Here is a 17,828-nt window from a genome sequence, read left to right as displayed (position 1 = left end):
GCTATTCCTCGAAGCCCGGCACGACCAGGGTGTGCGGAGAGAAGATCGCGCAGGCCTTGAACAGGGTTCCCATCTGGTCGTCATCGGTCAGGCGGGCCAGCTGGCGCTCGATGACCGGGGCGGCGTCGGGACGGCCGGCCTTCAGCCGGTCGGCGCGGGCCTCGATGCCCAGCAGCTTCAGGAATTCGCCCTGGCCCAGGCAGCCGGTCACGCCGGCGCCCGCATGGACGGCGGCCTCCTGCACGATGGGGAAGTCGGCCCACTGGGTCAGGTCGGCCTCACCGGGCTCGGCCAGGGGATCGACCTTCTGGTGCCGCTTCAGGGCCTGCAGGGTGTCGCCGGCTTCAGCCTTGGCCCGGCCGTAGTCGATCAGCAGGGCCGCGCCGCCGGAGGCCGTCAGCAGGGTCGCCAGATCGCGGCCGAAGACGGCCTGCTGGTCGGAAATCTCGACCGTCTGGCCCGGCTCGACCTCGAAGGCCGGGCGTCTGAAGCCGCCGGTGATCCGCACCAGCCCGAACTCCAGGTCGCCGTCATCGGTGACCCCCACGCAGCGCTCAGCCCAGCCGTCCTCGGTCTTCACGAACTGGCGGGCGGGCAGGCAGTCCAGCACCTCATTGGCGATCAGGATCACCGGGGCGTCGGTCTCGATCTGCTGCAGCGATGACACCCAGCGGGGATGCACGTCGCTGTCGGCCAGCATCCGCGCCTGGGCCGCGCGCAGGGGGGCGCTGGGCTCGATCAGGATCAGGTCGACCGCCTGAAGGAAGTCGGGGGCCAGACGCGCGGCGCGCAGGGCGTCGGCCATCAGGGTGCCGTCGCCGGGACCGACCTCGACCAGCCGCACCCGTTCGGGCGCGCCCAGACGGTTCCACAGCTCGATGGCCCACAGGCCGATCAGCTCGCCGAACATCTGGCTGATCATCGGCGCGGTGATGAAGTCGCCGGTCGCGCCGAGGGCGGGGCGGGTCGCGTAATAGCCGGCCTGCGGATCGTGCAGGCAGCGGGTCATGTAGTCGGCGACCGTCATCGGCCCGGTCAGGGCGATTTCGCGCGCCAGCCGCGCCTTCAGGCTCATGACCCGGCGGGCGTCTCGGTCGCCGTATCAACAGGGGGGCGCTTCCAGGCGCGCCAGATCAGCCAGACGCCGACGATCATCATCGGCACCGACAGGATCATGCCCATGGTCAGGCCCAGCGGCAGGTTGTCGAGGCCGACATCGGGCTGACGCACCGTCTCCAGCAGGGCGCGGATCACGCCGTAACCGACCAGGAACAGGCCGGTGACATAGCCCGGCTTGCGCAGCAGGCCGCATTTCCAGACGGCGAAGGCCAGCAGGCCCAGCAGGAAGACGCCCTCGAGCCCGGCCTCATACAGCTGGCTGGGGTGGCGGACGATATCGCCGGGACCCTGGCCGAGGTACTCGCAGGTCGCGCCATAGATGTCGCGGGCGCGCTGGTTGCAGAAGTTGACGCCCCAGGGAACGGTCGTCTCGCGGCCCCAAAGCTCGCCGTTGATGAAGTTGGCCAGACGACCGAACATCAGGCCGGACGGGGCGGCGGCCAAGGCGATGTCGCCGATGGTCAGAATGCGGACCCGGGCGCGCAGGGCGAACAGGACCACCGCCAGGGTGCAGCCCAGCAGGCCGCCGTGGAAGGACATGCCGCCGTCCCACAACCGGAACAGGGCGAAATTGTCCGGCCCCATGAACAGCTGGCCGTACAGGTGGGGCTGATAGAAGAGGGCGAAGCCCAGACGGCCGCCCAGAATGATGCCGAGGGTGATCCACAGAACCAGATCGTCGAGCTGCTGGGTCGAGATCGGCGGCTTGCCGGGCGCCCACAGACGCTCGGTCTTGATGATCCGGGCGGCGTACCACCAGCCCAGAACGATGCCCGCCACATAGGCGAGGGCGTACCAGCGAATGTCCAGCGGGCCGATGCTGAACCACACCGGATTGAACTCGGGAAATTGCACGGGCGCTCCTGACGGCGTTTCCTCGGAGGGGTGGTTTAGCAAGCGTCGCCGATCCCGTCCCCGAATTTTCGGTAACGCCGCAGCGGCGCTTTCGCCGCATCCCTGACAAGGTTTCGTTCACCATATCGGGTCAGTCTTCGTTAACGATGCTCGCGCGTGCGAGTCGGAGCGCCGGAAAGCCATGCAAACCCGTAATCCCTTCCTCGATGAGTTCTCCAAACTGGCCACCGGCGCCATGGGCCTGGCCCAGACCGCAGGGGAGGAAGCCAAGACCGCCATGCGCGCCCAGGCGGACCGTTTCGTCGCCGAAATGGACCTGGTTCGCCGCGACGAATTCGATGCGCTGAAGGCGGAAGTCACGGCTTTGCGTGAGGAAATCGCCGCGCTGAAGGCCGCCAAGACGCCTCGAAAGGGAACGTCCACAGCGACTGTTCCCCCTCAGGACGCAGCCGGTTGAGCCGAATCTGCGAACCCGCCTACGGTTCCTTAACAGGGTGTGAGTCGCACCCGGGGAAGAGTTGATGGACGCCGTTCGGCCCGAAGAAATTGATACGCCCTTCGATCCGCTGGACGTTGTGGAACATGTGCTGGTGGCGGAGAATCTTCCGTTCGACCGCACGGATGAGGGCGATCTGGCCTTCTCGCTGGCCGGTGATTGGAAGGACTACGAGCTGTGGTTCGCCTGGCGTCCGGAGGGCGACTGCCTGCAGCTGTGCTGCGCCCTCGACCTGCAGGCCTCCAAGGCCCGTCGCGCCGCCGCCTATGAGCTGGTTGGCCTGATCAACCAGCGCACCTGGATGGGCCATTTCGAGGTGTGGGCCGAGGACGGCGAGATCGTCTTCCGCCACTCCCTGGCCCTGCCGCTGGGCGAGCGCCCGACCCTGGCCCAGGCCGCGTCGATGATCGACGCCGCCGTGGAAGCCGCCGACCGCTATTATCCGGCCTTCGACTTCATGATCCGTGGATCCAAAAAGCCGCAGGAGGCGATCGACGCCTGCCTGTTCGAGACGGTCGGCACCGCCTGATCCCATGACCGCTGATGTCTCCCGTGACGGCGTGGTCCTCATAGGCTGCGGCCGTCTGGGCTCGGCCATGCTGGAAGGCTGGCTGGCGACCGGTGCTGTCGCGGGGTCGGACCTGATCATTCTCAGCCCGTCGGAAAAGCCCGCTGCGGAAGCGGCGCGGGGACGCGGGGCGCGGATCAATCCGCCGCTGGACGCCCTGCGTCAGGCGAAGACGGTCGTGCTGGCGGTCAAGCCTGCGATGTGGCGTGACGCCCTGACGCCGCTGGTTTCGTACCTCAACCACGAGGTCATCATTGTCTCCGTTATGGCGGGTGTGCGCTCCGAAGATGTCTTCAATGTCTCGGGGCGCCCGGTCGCTCGCGTGATGCCGACGACGGCCGTGGCGCAGGCGCAGGGCGTGGCGGCGATCTGGTCCGACGATGCGTGGGCTCTGGAGACGGCGAAGGCGCTGTTCGAACCCGTGGCTGACGTCGCTCCACTGGACGACGAAGCCCTGATGGACGCCGCCACCGCCGTGGCCGGATCGGCGCCGGCCTTTATCTACGCCTTCGTGCAGGGACTGGCCGACGCGGGCGTGGCGCAGGGCCTGTCGCCGGAAGCGGCCGCCAGACTGGCGCGGGGCGCGCTGCGCTCGGCCGGGGCCGGTCTGGAGACGGGGGAGGGGCTGGACGCCCTGATCGCCCGCATCGCCTCGCCGGGCGGCACGACGCGGGCGGGGCTGGATGCGATGGCCGACGGCGGCGACCTGACGCGTGCGGCCGAAACCGCGGTCAGCGCTGCCGTGGCGCGGGCGAGAAGCCTTTAGCGGCCGACGACGTAGCGTCCGGCGGCCAGGTTGGAGCCGAGGCGACGATAGGCGCGGTCGGCGTCCTGCCAGGTCGAGAAGCCCCGCACATCGCTCAGGGTGTTGGAGAACCAGCTGTAGCGCACCGGCTGAACAGTGCCGTCCGCAAGGGTGATCTGGCCCTCGATGGCGGCGCCGCCGATGGAGATGCTGCGGATGGTGTCCAGACCCGGCTGGTCGACGGCCTGCTGGAAGGTCGGGCGGTTGGGCTTGAGCTCGGTCAGGACCAGATCGATCCGCGCGCCGGACAGACTGGCGTCATCGGCGAGGGCGCGCGAGACCAGCTCGGCCAGACGGTCGGCCTGCTCCTGCACCTCGCGGACGCCGAGTTCCTCGGTCTTCTCCTGAAGCTTGTCGCCGAGGGTGACATGCACCGACGGCTGGGCGGCGGCTGCGCCAGCCACGACAGCGGCGGCAGCGAAGAGAAGGATAAAGGCGAGCTTGCGCATGGCGGTCTCCGGATCGCCCCCGATCAGACCTGAAAGATGGGCGCGATAGCCCCGCTTGGCAATGCTTTAGCCGGGCATGCGGATCAGGGCGCGCAGGCCGCCCAGATCGCTGCGCTCCAGGGAGATGTCGCCGCCATGCCCGCGCGCCACGTCGCGGGCGATGGCCAGGCCCAGGCCGACGCCCTTGCGGTTCTGGTTGCGGCTCTCATCCAGTCGCGAGAAGGGGCGGAAGGCCTCCTCGTGCATGTCGTCCGGAATGCCGGGACCGTCGTCCTCGACCGCGATCTCGAAACCGCCGGAGGGCAGGGCGCGGGCGGTCAGGCGCACATGCTCGCCATGGGAGGCGGCGTTGCCGGCCAGATTGCTGATGGCGCGCTTGAAGGCGAGGGGACGCAGGGTGGCCGACAGGGCCGGCGGCGCGACGACCTCGACCTCGGCCCCGGCGCGGCGGGCGTCCTCGGCGGCGATCTCCAGCAGGTTGGGGATCGACACCTCCTGCGGCGCCTCTCCCGCCTCGCCCCGGGCGAAGGCCAGATACTCGTCGATCATGTGCTCCATCTCGTCCATGTCGCCCCGCATGGCGTCGGCGCGCTTGAACGGAGGGGCGAGGGCCAGCTCCAGACGCAACCGGGTGAGGGGCGTGCGCAGGTCGTGGCTGACCGAGGCCAGCAGGGCGGTGCGCTGGTCGATATGGCGCTGGATCCGGTCGCGCATCTCCATGAAGGCGCGGGCGGCGGCGCGGACCTCGCGGGCGCCGGAGGGCTTGTAGCGCTCGCGCGGCTCGCCCCGGCCGAAGGCCTCCGCGGCCTCGGCCAGCCTTTCGATGGCGCGGACCTGGTTGCGGATGAACAGGATGGCCACGCCCATCAGCAGGACGGTGGCGATCAGCAGCCACAGCACGAAGATGTGGGCCTGGGTGGCGACGGCGCGCTCGCGCGGGGCGATGATGCGCAGCACGCCCTGCGGCTGCTGCACGCGGACGTCGACGTAGGCGGGGTAGCGGGTTGTGTCGAACCAGACGGGCTGGTCGATGCGGTTTTTCAGCGCCTCCTCCAGCGTGCGGTCGACCACGCCCAGCGCCCCGCGCCGGGTCTCCTTTGGCAGGGTCTCGCCTTCCTGCAGGGCGATGGACAGGGACATGGAGCGCTCGGCACGCTCGGCGATGACCTCGAGATTGCGGGGCGTCGGGTCGTCGGCATAGCTCTCGGCGGCCCAGGCGATGTCGCCCGCCAGCCCGTCGGACAGGCGCGCGGTCACCGTCTGCCAGTGCATGTCGAAGAAGGCCCAGGTGACAGCCACCTGCATGACCAGCACCGGCAGGACAATGATCAGCAGCGACCGGCCCCAGAGCGAGGTCGGCAGGCGTCGCTTCAGGAAGCGCGGCCAGAGGGCGGCGGGGAGCAGCCGCATGGCCGGATCAGTCCGGCGCCAGCATGTAGCCGATGCCGCGCACCGTCTGCAGATAGCGCGGGTTCTTCGGGTCGGCTTCCAGCTTGCGGCGCAGGCGGGTGACCTGGACGTCCACGGCGCGGCCGGTGATGTCGGCGGTGTCGGGCGACAGGCTCATGCGCTCCACCGGGGCGTGGGCATGGATCGCGAGCGTCTTCAGAAGCTGGGCCTCGGCCTCGGTCAGGCGCTGGGGCTTGCCGTCCTTGAGCAGTTCCAGCCGCTCCATGTCGAAGACCGCCGGCCCGAGCTTGATCTCGCGCGGGGTCAGGGGCTTGCCGCCGGTGCGGCGAAGGATGGCGTCGATGCGCAGCGCCAGTTCGCGCGGGTCGAACGGCTTGGACATATAGTCGTCGGCGCCCCGCGACAGGCCCTCGATCCGGTCGTCCGGATCGCCCTTGGCGGTCAGCAGCAGGACGGGAGTCTTCGACGTCTCGGCCTGCGAGCGGATCCAGCTGGTCAGGTCGAAACCGCTTTCGCCCGGCATCATCACGTCCAGCACGATCAGGTCGAACTCGATCAGTTCGACCAGGCGGCGGGCGGCGGCCGCGTGGGCGGCGCCGGTGACGCGATAGCCCTCGCGGGTCAGGAATTCCTTGAGCAGTTCGCGGATGCGATCATCATCATCGACGACCAGCAGGTGACGGCCCGCGCCGGCGCCCGCGATGGGGCCCGAACGGCCATAGGCGCGCGTATCGGTCATGCGGATGCGACCTTGTGCGCGCGACAGGCGTTGACCTGAGCGATTCCGAGGGGTCTAACCCGATAAGTTTCGCGGGAGACGTTATTCAATGGCCTTCGTTCCTTTCGACGATCGTGACGGCTGGATCTGGCTGGACGGGCATTTCGTGCCCTGGCGGGACGCGAAAACGCACGTTCTGACCCATGCCCTTCACTATGGCTCGTCGGTGTTCGAGGGTGAGCGTATGTATGGCGGCGAAATCTTCAAGCTGACGCCGCATTCGGAGCGGCTGAAGCGCTCCGCCAATCTTCTTGATTTTGATCTTCCGTACAGCGTGGCCGAGATTGACGCCGCCTGCAAGGAAACCTGCGAAAAGATGGGGCTTTCGGACTGTTATGTGCGTCCGGTGGCCTTCCTGGGCTCGGAACAGGTCAGCGTGACGGCCAAGAACTCCAAGCCGCACGTCGCCATCGCCGCCTGGGAATGGCCGAGCTACTTCGATCCGGAGACCAAGGCGAAGGGGATTCGGCTGGAGTGGGCCAAGTGGCGCCGCCCGGATCCGGCCACCGCCCCGTCGGCGGCCAAGGCCGCGGGTCTCTACATGATCTGCACCATGTCCAAGACCGCCGCCGAGAAGCGCGGCTATTCGGACGCGATGATGCTGGACTGGCGCGGCTATGTGGCCGAGGCGACCGGCGCCAACGTCTTCTTCGTTCAGGATGGCGTTCTGCACACCCCGCCGATCGACGCCATCCTGGACGGCATCACCCGCCAGACCGTGATCGAGATGGCCAGGGCCAAGGGCATCGAGGTCGTGGTGCGCCACATCCGTCCGGAAGAGCTGTCGACCTTCAGCGAGTGCTTCCTGACCGGCACCGCCGCCGAGGTGACGCCGGTGAGTGAGATCGGCGAATACCGCTTCACCCCCGGCACCCTCAGCCTGGGTCTGATGGAAGACTACGGCAAGCTGGTCCGCGGCCAGCTTTAAGCCGGCACGGGCGTCCGGCGGCGCAGGCGTCTGACGATCCACCAGATCGCGCCGCCGACCAGACCGATCGGCGCCAGCAGCGAACCGACGGTGATCAGCGCCGCCAGCATGCCCATCGACAGGTGCATGGCGTTCTGGAGCGCCTTGGCCACCGGCCGGGTCGGACTGCTGGCGGCCATCATGCCGTTCTCGCGGTAGTCGATGGTCAGGCGGGCGGACTGAACCCGGCTGTTCAGTTCACGCAGGTTGATCTCCTGCGCGTTCTGCAGGCGATAGAGTTCGGCCAGTTCCCGCTCGATCTGCATCCGCTGCGCCATCGTCGCGCCCTGACGCTGCTGCAAGGTGTTGATGCGGTCCGCGAGGGTGGCGGTCGTCGCCGCGCCGGTGGCGGCTTCGTCCATGCCGCGCGTGACGTCCTCGCCCTCGGTCCGCGCCTCGTCCATGCGGCCGCCCGCGTTGGCGGCGTCCAGCGCCAGCTTGGCCCGGAAGCGGTTGATCCAGTCCGGCTGGCCCCGCAGTTCCAGATGTCCGCCGATCCTGCCGGAGGTCCAGTCGGCCTCGGCCGAGACGACCTGACAGAGCTCCGGACCCGCGGAAACGCAGGCGTATTCATGCTCGCTCATCAGCTGGGCGCCGCGCTCCTTCGGGATCGCGAGGGCGTAGGTGAAGGCGTAGGCGATGCGCGCCACCGGCATGACCGGCTCGGCGCGGATGGTCGGAACCGGAGGCGGGGCGACGCGCGCCTCACGCTCGGCATTGGCGTTGATCCGCTCGACCGCCTCTTCCATGCGTTGGGCCGGGCTGACCGGGGCCCGCACCTGAAGCTTCGGCGCGGGCGCAGCCGCCTCGGCCGCCGGCTGGGGCGGGACCGGCGCGACCGCGTTTTCGGTCCTCGATTGATAGGTATCTTCGCCTGAAACCTCGTCCGTCGCCTGACCGCAGGCGGACAAAGCCATGACGCCGGCACAGGCCAGCAGGATCGCCCTTCGCATCTTCATTCTCCCTGTCGCCGTGGAAGCACACGGTTATGCGATGGCGCATGGGGAACGGGGCGAAGTGCGGGCCGGTCGGAAGCAGAAGCTTGGCCGCAAGACGTCGAATTCAAGTCATGGTTTCCGCGCTTGCCAGATGCGACAAGCTGTCGTTCAAGGGCTGGAGGTGACCGGCGCGGCTCGCCGGTCGGGGAAGTACTGATGTTCAGCCTGCTGAATCTGCAGAGCCTGCTGGGGCTCATTGTCATCGTGGGCGCCTGCTGGGGCCTCTCCGAGAACAAGCGGGCCTTCCCCTGGAAGCTGGCGATCGGCGCGATCATCGTGCAGGCCGCGCTGGTGCTGATCCTGTTCAACCCGGCCTCGCACGGGGTGCTGACGGCGATCAACGGCGCGGTCGACGGGCTGGCCAAGGCGACCAGCGTCGGCACCAATTTCGTATTTGGTTATCTGGCCGGCGGCTCGTTCCAGCAGCCCTATTCGGTGCAGGAGCCAGGCGCCCTGTTCACCTTCGCCTTCAACGTCCTGCCGCTGATCCTCGTCATCTCGGCCCTGTCGGCCCTGCTGTGGCACTGGAAGATCCTGAAGTGGATCACCTACGGCTTCGGCATCCTGTTCCAGAAGACGATGGGACTGGGCGGGGCCTCGGCGCTGGCGGTGGCGGCCAACATCTTCCTGGGCATGATCGAGAGCCCGATCGTGATCCGCGCCTATCTGGACAAGCTGACCCGGTCGGAGCTGTTCCTGATGATGGTGGTGGGTCTGGCGACGGTGGCCGGCTCGACCATGGTGGCCTACGCCCTGATGCTGGCGCCGACCCTGACCAACGCCGCCGGGCACGTTCTGGTCGCCTCGATCATCTCGGCGCCGGCGGGCATCCTGCTGGCCCGCATCATCATTCCGGAGACCCCAGGCGAAGGCGGCGCGTTCGCCAAATATGACTCCCCCCTGAAATACGACAGCGCCATCGACGCCATCGTGAAGGGGACTTCGGACGGCCTGATGGTCGTGCTGAACATCTCGGCGGTGCTGATTGTCTTCGTGGCGCTGGTGGCGCTGGTGAACATCATGGTCGGCGCGATCTTCCCCGGCATCACCGTCGAGTGGCTGCTCAGCTGGGTCTTCGCCCCGGTCGCCTGGCTGACGGGCGTGCAATGGGCTGACGCGAGGGAGGCGGGCCTGCTGCTGGGCGTCAAGCTGACCCAGACCGAGTTCAAGGCCTTCATGGATCTGGGCGCGGTCCCGGCGGGTGAAATGAGCGAGCGGACGCGCATGCTGTTGACCTACGCCCTGTGCGGTTTCGCCAACATCGGCTCGGTGGGGATCACCGTGACCGGCCTGTCGGTGCTGATGCCCGAGCGTCGGGAAGAGGTTCTGGGACTGGTCTGGAAGGCGCTCTTCGCGGGCTTCCTCGCCACCCTGATGAGCGCGGCCATTGTCGGCGTCATGCCGAACTCCATATTCGGCTGAACCAAAAGGCGGATTCGATGAAGCTCTACACCTCGCACCGCGCCCCGAATCCCCGCCGCGTCCGCTGGGTTCTGGCCGAGAAGGGCGTCGAGGACGTGGCGCTGGTCGAACTGGACATCATGTCAGGCGAGCACCGGACGCCGGAGTACCGGGCGAAGGTGGGCGTGCCTCACGTGCCGGCGCTGGAGCTGGCGGACGGCACGACGATCTCGGAATCCATCGCCATCTGCCGCTATCTGGAGTCCGTCTATCCCGAGCCCAACCTGTTCGGTCGCGACGCCAGCGAGCAGGCCGTGATCGAGATGTGGACTCGCCGTTGCGAGTTCTATCTGGCCAATCCGATCATGCTGAACGTGCGCCATTCGCATCCGGCGCTGGCCGCGCTGGAGGCGACCCAGCTGCCGCAGGTGGCCGAGTACAACAAACTCTCGGCCGAGAAATTCATGAAGACGCTGGACCGCCGTCTGGCCGATCACGAGTTCATCGCCTCTGACCGCTTCAGCATCGCCGACGTCGTGGCGGTGGTCGGGCTCGATTTCGCGCGGCTGATCAAATACCGGCCGCCGGAGGAGTTCACCCACCTCGCCCGTTGGCTGGAGGCGAGCCGCGCCCGCCCGGCGGCGAAGGCGGGGGTCTAGCTCCGGGCCGCCAGCGTTGGCGCGACGTCCAGCGCCGTCTGCACCGCATCGTACTGCGGCTCATAGTCGATCAGCCGCTTCGCCCCGGACAGGTCGAAGGTCTGCGACCAGGCGAGGGTGGCCAGCGTATAGGGTGTAAGCACCGGCTCGGGCTTGCCGGGCAGCAGGCGGTTGAGGTTTTCGGACACGACGGACAGGGTTTGCCCCAGGAACAGGGGCAGGGGGACGATCTTCACCTCGGTCCCCAGCCGGTCGGCCAGTTTGCGCACCAGTTCGTTGAGGGGGATGGCCCGGCCGGAGGTGACGTTGATCACCTGACCGCCTGCCGTCTCGCGATGAGCGTCGGCCAGCAGGAAGGCGCGGGCGGCGTCGCGGTGGTCGGTCATCTCGACCAGCGCTCGGCCATTGCGGAACAGGGGGAAGCGGCCGGTCTTCACCAGTCGCAGCAGGCGGGGAAGCAGGACGGCGTCGTCCGGCCCGACGATGGCGCGGGGCCGCAAGGAGACAGTGCGGAAGCCCGGCGCGTCGGCGGCGCGCACCAGCCGTTCGGCCTCGCCCTTGGTGCGGGCATAGGCGTTCAACGGGCGCGGGTTGGGAACGCTGGCCTCGGTCAGGTCGGTCTGGTCGCCCCAGCGGGCGAAGATCGAGGGCGAGGATACGAAGATGAAGCCGTCGGCGCCGCCGCGCCGGGCGGCCTCAAGAAGGCGGCGGGTCAGTTCGACATTGGCGCGGTCGAATTCGGCGTCCGGCCCCCACGGACTGGACAGGCCGGCGGCGTGGAAAACCACGTCGATATCCCGACAGGCCTCGTCCGTCTGGTCCCGCAGGTCGCCGCCGAAGGGCTCGGCGCCCATGGCCCTGAGCCGCTCCAGCGCCTCCGGCTTGCGGCCTGACCCGCGCACCGAATAGCCGGCGTCCAGCAGGGCGCGGACCAGCGACAGGCCGAGGCCTCCCGTCGCCCCGGTGACCAGCGCCCGCCGGGTCACGGCTTGCTCGCCCGGGCGGCCAGCACGTCCAGCACGTCCTGCAGCTTCAGGCCGCGGGCGTGAAGCAGGACCAGCAGGTGATAGATCAGGTCGGCGGCTTCCGAGGCCAGTTCCTCGTCCGGTCCGGCGGCGCCCGCGAGCGCGGTTTCGACCCCTTCCTCACCGACCTTCTGCGCCACCCGTTTGGGTCCCTCCGCAAGCAGGCGAGCGGTCCAGCTTTCGGCCGGGTCGGCGGCGGCGCGGACGGCGATGGTCTGCTCCAGCCGGGCCAGACGGCCGACGCCGGGCGCGTCCTCGTCGCCGAAACAGCTGACGCGGTTCAGGTGGCAGGCGTTGCCGACCGGGCGGACCTTCAGCACCAGGGCGTCGCTGTCGCAGTCAGGCGTGATGGAGACGACATGCAGCCGGTCGCCCGAGGTCTCGCCCTTGCGCCAGCGCCCGCCGCGCGAGCGCGAGAAGAAGGTCGCCTCGCCGCTGTCCACCGTCTCGTCGAACGCGGCGCGATCCATGTAGGCGAGGGTCAGCACCTGCAGGGTCGCGGCGTCCTGCACCACGACCGGGATCAGGCCGTCGCCCTTGGCGAAGTCGAGGGTGTTCGGATCGATCATGGGCGCACCTCGATCCCTGACCGGATCAGGAAACTCTTGAGCTCGGGGATGGGCAAGGCCCCGGTGTGAAAGACGCTGGCCGCAAGCGCGCCCGAGACGTCAGCCTGTTCGAACACGTCGCGGAAATGCTCGGCCGATCCAGCGCCCCCCGAGGCGACCAGCGGGATGGTCAGGCGCGAACGGGCCTCGGCCAATTGGGCGACGTCATAGCCCTTGCGGACCCCGTCCTCGTCCATGCAGTTCAAGACGATCTCGCCGGCGCCGAGCCGTTGCGCCTCGACGATCCAGTCCATGGTCCGACGGCCCGCGCCCCGGCTGGCGGCGGCGTCGCCGGTGTACTGATGCACGACCCAGTCATCGCCGGACCGCTTGGAATCCACACCGACGACCACGCACTGCGAGCCCAGCCGGTCGGCCATTTCGGCGATCAGTTCGGGGCGTTCCAGCGCCGGGGAGTTGATCGACACCTTGTCCGCCCCGTGGTCGAGACACAGCGCGGCCTGCTCGACCGAGCGGATGCCGCCGGCGACGCAGAAGGGGATGTCCAGCAGCCGGGCGATGTCGCGCACCCAGCCGTAGTCGAGCGTCCGCCCCTGCGGGCTGGCGGTGATGTCGTAGAAGACCAGTTCGTCCGCGCCTTGATCCCGATAGCGCGCGGCCAGCTCGGCGGCGTCGCCCATGTCGCGGTGCCCCTCGAAGCGAACGCCCTTCACGACCCGGCCGTCCTTCACGTCGAGGCAGGGGATGATCCTTCTCGCTGTCATGCGCGGGCGGTCTCCAGCGCCTGCTCCAGCGTGAACCGGCCTTCGTAGAGCGCGCGGCCGATGATGGCGCCAGACGCGCCGACCGAGCGCGAACCGGTCAGGTCGGTCAGGTCGGCGATGCCGCCCGAAGCCTGCAACCACAGGTCGGGACGGCTCTGATGGATTTCGGCCAGCAGGTCGAGATTCGGCCCGGTCAGGGCGCCGTCGCGGCCCACGTCTGTGACCAGCAGGTGTTTCGCACTGCCGACCGGATAGCGGTCCAGCGCGGTCCAAAGATCCACCTCCGCCGCCTCGGTCCAGCCCCTGAGCGCGGGCACATAGCGATCGCCGTCCGCCTTCACGTCGATGGCCAGGGTGATGCAGTCGACGCCGAACCGCTCCAGCCAGCCCAGCACGGCGTCCGGCTGCGTCACCGCCAGAGAGCCGACCACCACCCGGCTGACCCCGGCGTCCAGCAGGCGGGCGACGTCCTCGGCGCTGCGCACCCCGCCGCCGGACTGGATGCGGATGTCGATGGCCGAGGCCAATTCGCCGATCAGCTCATGCTGCATGGCGCGTCCGGCTTCGGCGCCGTCCAGATCGACGATGTGCGCCCAGGTCGCGCCCGCCGCGCGGAAGGCCGCCAGCCGCTTGGCCGGGGCGTCATCATAGTGGGTCACCTGGTCGAACTTGCCGTGCATCAGGCGGACGCAGACGCCGCCGCGCAGGTCGATGGCCGGATAGACGATCATGCGTCGAGCTCCAGAAAGTTCTTCAGGATGCGGGCGCCGGCCTTGGCCGAGCGCTCGGGGTGAAACTGGCAGCCCCAGCGATTGGCCTGACGCACGACCGCCGGGACCACGCCGCCGTAGTCGGCGCGGGCGAGGGTGGCGGGGCCGTCGGGACAGACGAAGCCGTGGACGAAATAGGCCCAGTCGTCATCGCCGATCCCTTCCAGCAGGGGATCGGCCTCGGCCACCTCCAGCCGAGACCAGCCCATGTGCGGGACCGGCAGGGCCGGGCCGGGTTCGAGCCTGGCCACCCGGCCGGAGATCAGGCCGAGCAGGGGCGTGCCCCCACCTTCATCGCTGTCGGTGAACAGCAGCTGCTGGCCCAGACAGACGCCGAGCAGGGGGCGCGGGAAGGCGCGGATGGCTTCGGTCAGGCGGAGCTGGTCCAGACGGTTCATCGCATAGCCGGCCTGACCGACGCCGGGCAGGATCAGCCGCTCGGCCTCGGCCACATCGACGGGATCGCTGGTCAGGCGCACGGCGGCGCCCAGCCGCTCCAGCGCGAACTGGACCGAGGCGACGTTCCCCGCGCCGTAGGTGAGGATGGTGACGGACTTCACAGGACGCCCTTGGTCGACGGCACCGCTTCGCCCTCGATGCGGATGGCCTGACGCAGGGCGCGGCCGAAGCCCTTGTAGGCGGCCTCGGTCTTGTGGTGGTCGTCGTCGCCCGTGACCTTGATGTGGACGGCGGCGCCCATGGCCTCGGCCAGCGAGCGGAAGACGTGAGCCGTCAGATCGGTGCGGTATTCGCCGATGAAGGGGGTGGCGAACGTCCCCTCGAACAGCGGATAGGGCCGCCCCGACAGGTCGATGGCGACGTGCGCCTCGGCCTCGTCCATCGCCAGGATGAAACCGTAGCGGGCGATGCCGCGCCGTTCGCCCAGCGCCTGCTTCAGCGCCTGACCCAGGGCGATGGCGCTGTCTTCGATGGTGTGGTGCGGGTCGGTGTGCAGATCGCCCTCGCACGACAGGGTCAGGGAGAAACCGCCGTGCGCCGCGATCTGCTCCAGCATGTGATCGAAGAAGCCGACGCCGGTCGAGATGATGACGGGGCCGGTCGCGTCCAGATCGACGGCGCAGACGATGCGGGTTTCCTTGGTGTCGCGCACGGCCTGGCCTGTGCGGTTGGCGCGCGCCTTGGCGGGGGCGAGGTCCAGCGCGATCAGCAGGCGGTCGTTGATCTCCGTTTTGGCCGAGACCGGCAGGCGCAGGCGATCCCCGGCCTTCTCGGCGGCGACGCCATAGCGGGTCAGGGCGGTCAGCACCGCGTCCGGGTCTGACGGGCGGGCCATGAGCACCGGGCCGAAGCCGGGCTCGATGGTCATTTCGCGCGACAGGGCCTTGGTCAGTCGGTCGCGCTCACGACGCACGGCGGCCAGCCGTTCCTTCGTCTCGATCAGGCGGGACGGGTCAAGCGCCTGCAGGGCCAGCCGCACCGAGACCTCGGGCAGGGCGTAGGGCTCCAGCACCGAGGCCAGCCGCGCCAGCGCCTCCGGCTGCCCCAGCGCCGCCCCGACGCGGGCGCCGGCGAGGCCGTAGGCCATCGACAGGCTGCGCAGGACGATCAGGTTCGGCTGTTCGCCGATGACCTCGGCGGCGGAGGCGGCGTCGGCATACTCGGCCATGCCCTCGTCCACGACCAGCAGGGCGGGGGCGACGCGCGCGGCCATTTCGGCCACGGCCTCCGGCGAGCCGAGGGCGCGCAGGATGACGGCGCCGGTCGCGCCGCTTCCGGAGCGGTAGAGGGCGGCGAGCGTGCGATACGGCTCCGCATCCGGCGCCTCGACGGTCAGGCCGTCGCGGCCGGCGAGGCGGAAGACCAGCTCCAGCCCATGGGTCAGACCGCGCACCGGCAGGACCTGATCGGCGGGCAGGCCATAGACCTCGCCCATGCGGGCGACGAGGGCGCCCGGCGCGGCGGGGTAGCGATCCAGCCCCTCGCCGCCGGCGACCAGCGGCGCGAAGGGCGCGGGCAGGTTCTTCATTGGCCGGACCTCAGGTCCGCAGCGCGGGCGTGCGCTTCGAGGCCTTCCATCCGCGCCAGCTGGGCGGCGATTGGGCCGAGCGCGGCGGCGCCGGCGGCGCTTACGCACTGGACCGACATCGAGGTCATGAAGCTGGCGGTGGTGATGCCGCCCATGGTCCGCGCGCCGCCGTCGGTCGGCAGGACGTGGCTGGGCCCGGCGGCATAGTCGCCGAGGGTCTCGGCGGCATTCGGGCCGACGAAGACGGCGCCGGCGGCGGTGATCCTCGGCACCCACTGGTCGGCGTCCAGCGTCTGGATGGCCAGGTGTTCCGGGGCATAGAAGTTCGACACCTCGCAGGCCTCGGCGATGCTCTTCACCCGAATGACCCGGCCCTCGGCCAGCGCCGCGCGGGCGATGTCGGCGCGGGGCAGGGTTTCCAGCTGAAGCTCCAGCTCCTGCAACACGGCGTCGATCAGGCCCTTGCTCTCGGACACCAGAAGCACCTGGGCGTCCGGGTCGTGCTCGGCCTGGCTGAGCAGGTCGGCGGCGGCGACCACGGCGTCGGCGTCCCGGTCGGCGATGACCAGCAGTTCCGACGGGCCGGCGGGCATGTCGACGGCCGGGCCGCCGGGCAGGGCAGAGGCCTGCTTCTTGGCCTCGGCCACCCAGGCGTTGCCGGGACCGAACAGCTTGGCGACCGGTTCGATCTCGCCGTCCTCGAAGGTCGCGCCGAAGGTCAGGGCGGCGATGGCCTGGGCCCCGCCGATCAGCCAGAGCGCGTCCAGCCCCGCCTCGGCGGCGGCGACGATCATGGCCGGGTGCGGCTGGCCGTCCTTAGAGGGCGGGGTCACGGCCACGCGCCGCGCGACGCCCGCCACCTGCGCCGGGATGGCCAGCATCAGCAGGGACGAGAACAGGGGGGCGGTGCCGCCGGGCACATAGAGACCTGCGGACTCCAGCGGACGCCAGGCGATCTTCGAACGGACGCCGGGCCGGGTCTCGACCCAGTCGCTGTCGTCCGGTCGGGTCGCCTGATGGAAGATGCGGACATTCTCGGCGGCGATCTTCAGGGCGCGGGTCGCCGCCGGAGGCAGGGCCGCGCGGGCATCGGCCACGACCTGTTCGGTGATGGCGATGCGGCGTGGCGCGGCGCCGTCCAGCTTCAGGCTCCAGTCGGTGACGGCGACGCCGCCCCGGGCCTGCACGTCCTCGAAGATGGCGCGCACGCCGTCGCTGACCTGGGTTTCGGTGCGTCGCGCGGGACGGGCGAGGGCGGCGCGGCGACCGGCGGCGTCGAGCGACGACCAGTCGATGATGTTTCCAAGCAGGCCGGTCATCACATCATCTTCTCGATCGGGAGCACCAGAATGGCCGAGGCGCCGGCCCCCTTCAGCTTCTCCAGCGTCTCCCAGAAGACGGCTTCCTGACAGACGGCGTGGACGGCCACGGCGTCATCGCGGCCCGACAGGGGCATGACCGTCGGCGCGCCCGCGCCCGGCAGGATGGCGGTGATCTGGTCCAGCGCCGCGCGCGGGGCGTTCAGCATCACATACTTCGCGCCTTGCGAGGCGACGACGCCGCTCATGCGCTCGATGATGCTGTCGAGCAGCTCCGCCAGCTGAGGCTCGGGCGCGACGGGGGAGCGGATCAGGACGGCCTGGGATTCCAACACGGTGTCCCGCGCCGCCAGACCATTGGCCTCGATGGTCGCGCCGGTGGAGACCAGATCGCAGATGGCGTGGGCCAGCTTCAGCCGGGGGGCGACCTCGACCGCGCCGCGCATGGTGACGATGTCGGCGCTGACGCCCTGAGCTTCCAGATACCGTCGCAGCACGCGCGGGTAGGAGGTGGCGATCCGCTTGCCGTCCAGCGATGCGGGACCGGCGTAGTCCAGCGTCGGCGGCACGGCGATCTTCAGCGTGCATTTGCCGAAGCCCAGCGGCATGACGACCTCGGCGACCGGCCCGCCGTTGCGGCCTTCCTCCAGAACGTTCTCGCCCACGATGCCCAGATCGCAGACGCCGTCGGCGACGAAGGTCGGGATGTCGTCGTCGCGCACCCGCAGCAGGTCGATGGGATAGTTCTCGACCCGGTACAGCAGGTCGTTGTTGCCCTTCACGACGCGCAGGCCCGCGTCGCGGACCAGATCGAGGCTGCGTTCGGACAGACGGCCGGATTTCTGGACGGCGATGCGGAGCCGACCCTCAACGGTACTCATGATCTCAA

The 17,828-nt window shown here is 69.4% G+C and carries 20 protein-coding genes and 1 pseudogene; 6 read left to right on the top strand and 15 right to left on the bottom strand.

Annotated features, from left to right (window positions below):
* Position 1 precedes the first annotated feature (1 nt).
* Complete coding sequence (locus tag ACFQQC_RS10515) at positions 2–1,075, bottom strand: class I SAM-dependent methyltransferase (RefSeq protein ID WP_376862345.1); 1,074 nt, start codon at positions 1,073–1,075, stop codon at positions 2–4.
* Positions 1,072–1,974: a prolipoprotein diacylglyceryl transferase gene (lgt, locus tag ACFQQC_RS10510; protein ID WP_376862344.1), complete on the bottom strand. Its 903-nt coding sequence runs from the start codon at positions 1,972–1,974 to the stop codon at positions 1,072–1,074. The genes ACFQQC_RS10515 and lgt overlap by 4 nt, the downstream gene beginning before the upstream one ends.
* A gap of 181 nt (positions 1,975–2,155) precedes the next feature.
* Here lgt and ACFQQC_RS10505 point away from each other — a divergent pair, with 181 nt between their 5' ends.
* The 3 genes from ACFQQC_RS10505 to ACFQQC_RS10495 all read left to right on the top strand — a co-directional run bounded on the left by ACFQQC_RS10505 (position 2,156) and on the right by ACFQQC_RS10495 (position 3,804).
* Positions 2,156–2,431 carry an accessory factor UbiK family protein gene (locus ACFQQC_RS10505; RefSeq protein WP_376862343.1) on the top strand — a complete coding sequence of 92 codons (276 nt, stop codon included), beginning with the start codon at positions 2,156–2,158 and terminating at the stop codon, positions 2,429–2,431.
* A 64-nt stretch (positions 2,432–2,495) separates the two neighbouring features.
* On the top strand, positions 2,496–2,999 hold the full coding sequence (locus tag ACFQQC_RS10500) for a YbjN domain-containing protein (RefSeq protein ID WP_376862342.1): 504 nt from the start codon (positions 2,496–2,498) through the stop codon (positions 2,997–2,999).
* Positions 3,000–3,003: 4 nt separating this feature from the next.
* On the top strand, positions 3,004–3,804 hold the full coding sequence (locus ACFQQC_RS10495; RefSeq protein WP_376862341.1) for a pyrroline-5-carboxylate reductase family protein: 801 nt from the start codon (positions 3,004–3,006) through the stop codon (positions 3,802–3,804).
* Here the strand turns inward: ACFQQC_RS10495 and ACFQQC_RS10490 are convergent.
* From ACFQQC_RS10490 to ACFQQC_RS10480, 3 genes are all read right to left on the bottom strand, one after another.
* Positions 3,801–4,292, bottom strand: coding sequence for a hypothetical protein (locus tag ACFQQC_RS10490; RefSeq protein WP_376862340.1), 492 nt, complete (start codon positions 4,290–4,292; stop codon positions 3,801–3,803). The two genes, ACFQQC_RS10495 and ACFQQC_RS10490, sit on opposite strands and share 4 nt — an antisense overlap.
* A 66-nt stretch (positions 4,293–4,358) precedes the next feature.
* Positions 4,359–5,702, bottom strand: coding sequence for an ATP-binding protein (locus ACFQQC_RS10485; RefSeq protein ID WP_376862339.1), 1,344 nt, complete (start codon positions 5,700–5,702; stop codon positions 4,359–4,361).
* 7 nt (positions 5,703–5,709) lie between these two features.
* Positions 5,710–6,441, bottom strand: a complete 732-nt coding sequence (locus ACFQQC_RS10480) for a response regulator (RefSeq protein ID WP_376862338.1) — start codon at positions 6,439–6,441, stop codon at positions 5,710–5,712.
* Positions 6,442–6,529: 88 nt separating this feature from the next.
* Between ACFQQC_RS10480 and ACFQQC_RS10475 the strand changes: the two genes are divergently transcribed.
* Complete coding sequence (locus tag ACFQQC_RS10475; RefSeq protein ID WP_376862337.1) at positions 6,530–7,408, top strand: branched-chain amino acid aminotransferase; 879 nt, start codon at positions 6,530–6,532, stop codon at positions 7,406–7,408.
* On the opposite strand, the gene ACFQQC_RS10470 is transcribed toward ACFQQC_RS10475, so the two are convergent.
* Positions 7,405–8,400 (bottom strand): DUF4349 domain-containing protein, encoded by a 996-nt coding sequence (locus ACFQQC_RS10470; RefSeq protein WP_376862336.1) that lies wholly within the window; start codon positions 8,398–8,400, stop codon positions 7,405–7,407. The two genes, ACFQQC_RS10475 and ACFQQC_RS10470, sit on opposite strands and share 4 nt — an antisense overlap.
* 201 nt (positions 8,401–8,601) lie before the next feature.
* Between ACFQQC_RS10470 and ACFQQC_RS10465 the strand changes: the two genes are divergently transcribed.
* Both ACFQQC_RS10465 and ACFQQC_RS10460 read left to right on the top strand, forming a co-directional pair.
* Entirely contained in the window at positions 8,602–9,867 is a 1,266-nt protein-coding gene (locus ACFQQC_RS10465) for a NupC/NupG family nucleoside CNT transporter (RefSeq protein ID WP_376862335.1), read from the top strand.
* 17 nt (positions 9,868–9,884) lie between these two features.
* Complete coding sequence (locus tag ACFQQC_RS10460; protein ID WP_376862334.1) at positions 9,885–10,505, top strand: glutathione S-transferase family protein; 621 nt, start codon at positions 9,885–9,887, stop codon at positions 10,503–10,505.
* On the opposite strand, the gene ACFQQC_RS10455 is transcribed toward ACFQQC_RS10460, so the two are convergent.
* From ACFQQC_RS10455 to hisG, 9 genes and pseudogenes are all read right to left on the bottom strand, one after another.
* Complete coding sequence (locus ACFQQC_RS10455) at positions 10,502–11,491, bottom strand: NAD-dependent epimerase/dehydratase family protein (protein WP_376862333.1); 990 nt, start codon at positions 11,489–11,491, stop codon at positions 10,502–10,504. The genes ACFQQC_RS10460 and ACFQQC_RS10455 overlap by 4 nt on opposite strands.
* Entirely contained in the window at positions 11,488–12,099 is a 612-nt protein-coding gene (hisIE, locus tag ACFQQC_RS10450) for a bifunctional phosphoribosyl-AMP cyclohydrolase/phosphoribosyl-ATP diphosphatase HisIE (RefSeq protein WP_376862332.1), read from the bottom strand. Before hisIE ends, ACFQQC_RS10455 begins: the two co-directional genes overlap by 4 nt.
* Complete coding sequence (gene hisF / locus ACFQQC_RS10445; protein ID WP_376862331.1) at positions 12,096–12,863, bottom strand: imidazole glycerol phosphate synthase subunit HisF; 768 nt, start codon at positions 12,861–12,863, stop codon at positions 12,096–12,098. Before hisF ends, hisIE begins: the two co-directional genes overlap by 4 nt.
* The gene (locus ACFQQC_RS10440) at positions 12,860–13,594 is read right to left on the bottom strand and encodes a 1-(5-phosphoribosyl)-5-[(5-phosphoribosylamino)methylideneamino] imidazole-4-carboxamide isomerase (protein WP_376862330.1); all 735 of its coding nucleotides are present in this window, start codon (positions 13,592–13,594) and stop codon (positions 12,860–12,862) included. The genes hisF and ACFQQC_RS10440 overlap by 4 nt, the downstream gene beginning before the upstream one ends.
* The gene (hisH, locus tag ACFQQC_RS10435) at positions 13,591–14,193 is read right to left on the bottom strand and encodes an imidazole glycerol phosphate synthase subunit HisH (RefSeq protein ID WP_376862329.1); all 603 of its coding nucleotides are present in this window, start codon (positions 14,191–14,193) and stop codon (positions 13,591–13,593) included. Before hisH ends, ACFQQC_RS10440 begins: the two co-directional genes overlap by 4 nt.
* Positions 14,190–14,792 carry an imidazoleglycerol-phosphate dehydratase HisB gene (gene hisB, locus ACFQQC_RS10430; protein WP_376862677.1) on the bottom strand — a complete coding sequence of 201 codons (603 nt, stop codon included), beginning with the start codon at positions 14,790–14,792 and terminating at the stop codon, positions 14,190–14,192. Before hisB ends, hisH begins: the two co-directional genes overlap by 4 nt.
* Positions 14,793–14,972: 180 nt before the next feature.
* Positions 14,973–15,527 (bottom strand): annotated as a pseudogene (locus ACFQQC_RS10425) (aminotransferase class I/II-fold pyridoxal phosphate-dependent enzyme); the annotation flags it as partial.
* Between the two features lie 89 nt (positions 15,528–15,616).
* On the bottom strand, positions 15,617–16,939 hold the full coding sequence (gene hisD / locus ACFQQC_RS10420) for a histidinol dehydrogenase (RefSeq protein ID WP_376862328.1): 1,323 nt from the start codon (positions 16,937–16,939) through the stop codon (positions 15,617–15,619).
* A complete protein-coding gene (gene hisG / locus ACFQQC_RS10415; RefSeq protein WP_376862327.1) occupies positions 16,939–17,820 on the bottom strand; it encodes an ATP phosphoribosyltransferase in 882 nt (293 codons plus the stop codon). The genes hisD and hisG overlap by 1 nt, the downstream gene beginning before the upstream one ends.
* Positions 17,821–17,828: the final 8 nt, after the last annotated feature.

The organism is Brevundimonas sp. GCM10030266 (genome assembly GCF_042666595.1).
Classification (GTDB): Bacteria; Pseudomonadota; Alphaproteobacteria; order Caulobacterales; family Caulobacteraceae; genus Brevundimonas.
The sequence above is the reverse complement of the archived record's forward strand: the minus strand, read 5'-3'. Positions and strand labels throughout refer to the sequence as shown.

What these genes read in the sequence shown, in the direction of transcription:
- ACFQQC_RS10515 (WP_376862345.1), bottom strand. Translation starts at nt 1,075, where the DNA reads ATGAGCCTGAAGGCGCGGCTGGCGCGCGAAATCGCCCTGACCGGGCCG.
- ACFQQC_RS10505 (WP_376862343.1), top strand. Translation starts at nt 2,156, where the DNA reads ATGCAAACCCGTAATCCCTTCCTCGATGAGTTCTCCAAACTGGCCACC.
- ACFQQC_RS10500 (WP_376862342.1), top strand. Translation starts at nt 2,496, where the DNA reads ATGGACGCCGTTCGGCCCGAAGAAATTGATACGCCCTTCGATCCGCTG.
- ACFQQC_RS10495 (WP_376862341.1), top strand. Translation starts at nt 3,004, where the DNA reads ATGACCGCTGATGTCTCCCGTGACGGCGTGGTCCTCATAGGCTGCGGC.
- ACFQQC_RS10490 (WP_376862340.1), bottom strand. Translation starts at nt 4,292, where the DNA reads ATGCGCAAGCTCGCCTTTATCCTTCTCTTCGCTGCCGCCGCTGTCGTG.
- ACFQQC_RS10485 (WP_376862339.1), bottom strand. Translation starts at nt 5,702, where the DNA reads ATGCGGCTGCTCCCCGCCGCCCTCTGGCCGCGCTTCCTGAAGCGACGC.
- ACFQQC_RS10480 (WP_376862338.1), bottom strand. Translation starts at nt 6,441, where the DNA reads ATGACCGATACGCGCGCCTATGGCCGTTCGGGCCCCATCGCGGGCGCC.
- ACFQQC_RS10475 (WP_376862337.1), top strand. Translation starts at nt 6,530, where the DNA reads ATGGCCTTCGTTCCTTTCGACGATCGTGACGGCTGGATCTGGCTGGAC.
- ACFQQC_RS10470 (WP_376862336.1), bottom strand. Translation starts at nt 8,400, where the DNA reads ATGCGAAGGGCGATCCTGCTGGCCTGTGCCGGCGTCATGGCTTTGTCC.
- ACFQQC_RS10465 (WP_376862335.1), top strand. Translation starts at nt 8,602, where the DNA reads ATGTTCAGCCTGCTGAATCTGCAGAGCCTGCTGGGGCTCATTGTCATC.
- ACFQQC_RS10460 (WP_376862334.1), top strand. Translation starts at nt 9,885, where the DNA reads ATGAAGCTCTACACCTCGCACCGCGCCCCGAATCCCCGCCGCGTCCGC.
- hisIE (WP_376862332.1), bottom strand. Translation starts at nt 12,099, where the DNA reads ATGATCGATCCGAACACCCTCGACTTCGCCAAGGGCGACGGCCTGATC.
- hisF (WP_376862331.1), bottom strand. Translation starts at nt 12,863, where the DNA reads ATGACAGCGAGAAGGATCATCCCCTGCCTCGACGTGAAGGACGGCCGG.
- ACFQQC_RS10440 (WP_376862330.1), bottom strand. Translation starts at nt 13,594, where the DNA reads ATGATCGTCTATCCGGCCATCGACCTGCGCGGCGGCGTCTGCGTCCGC.
- hisD (WP_376862328.1), bottom strand. Translation starts at nt 16,939, where the DNA reads ATGACCGGCCTGCTTGGAAACATCATCGACTGGTCGTCGCTCGACGCC.
- hisG (WP_376862327.1), bottom strand. Translation starts at nt 17,820, where the DNA reads ATGAGTACCGTTGAGGGTCGGCTCCGCATCGCCGTCCAGAAATCCGGC.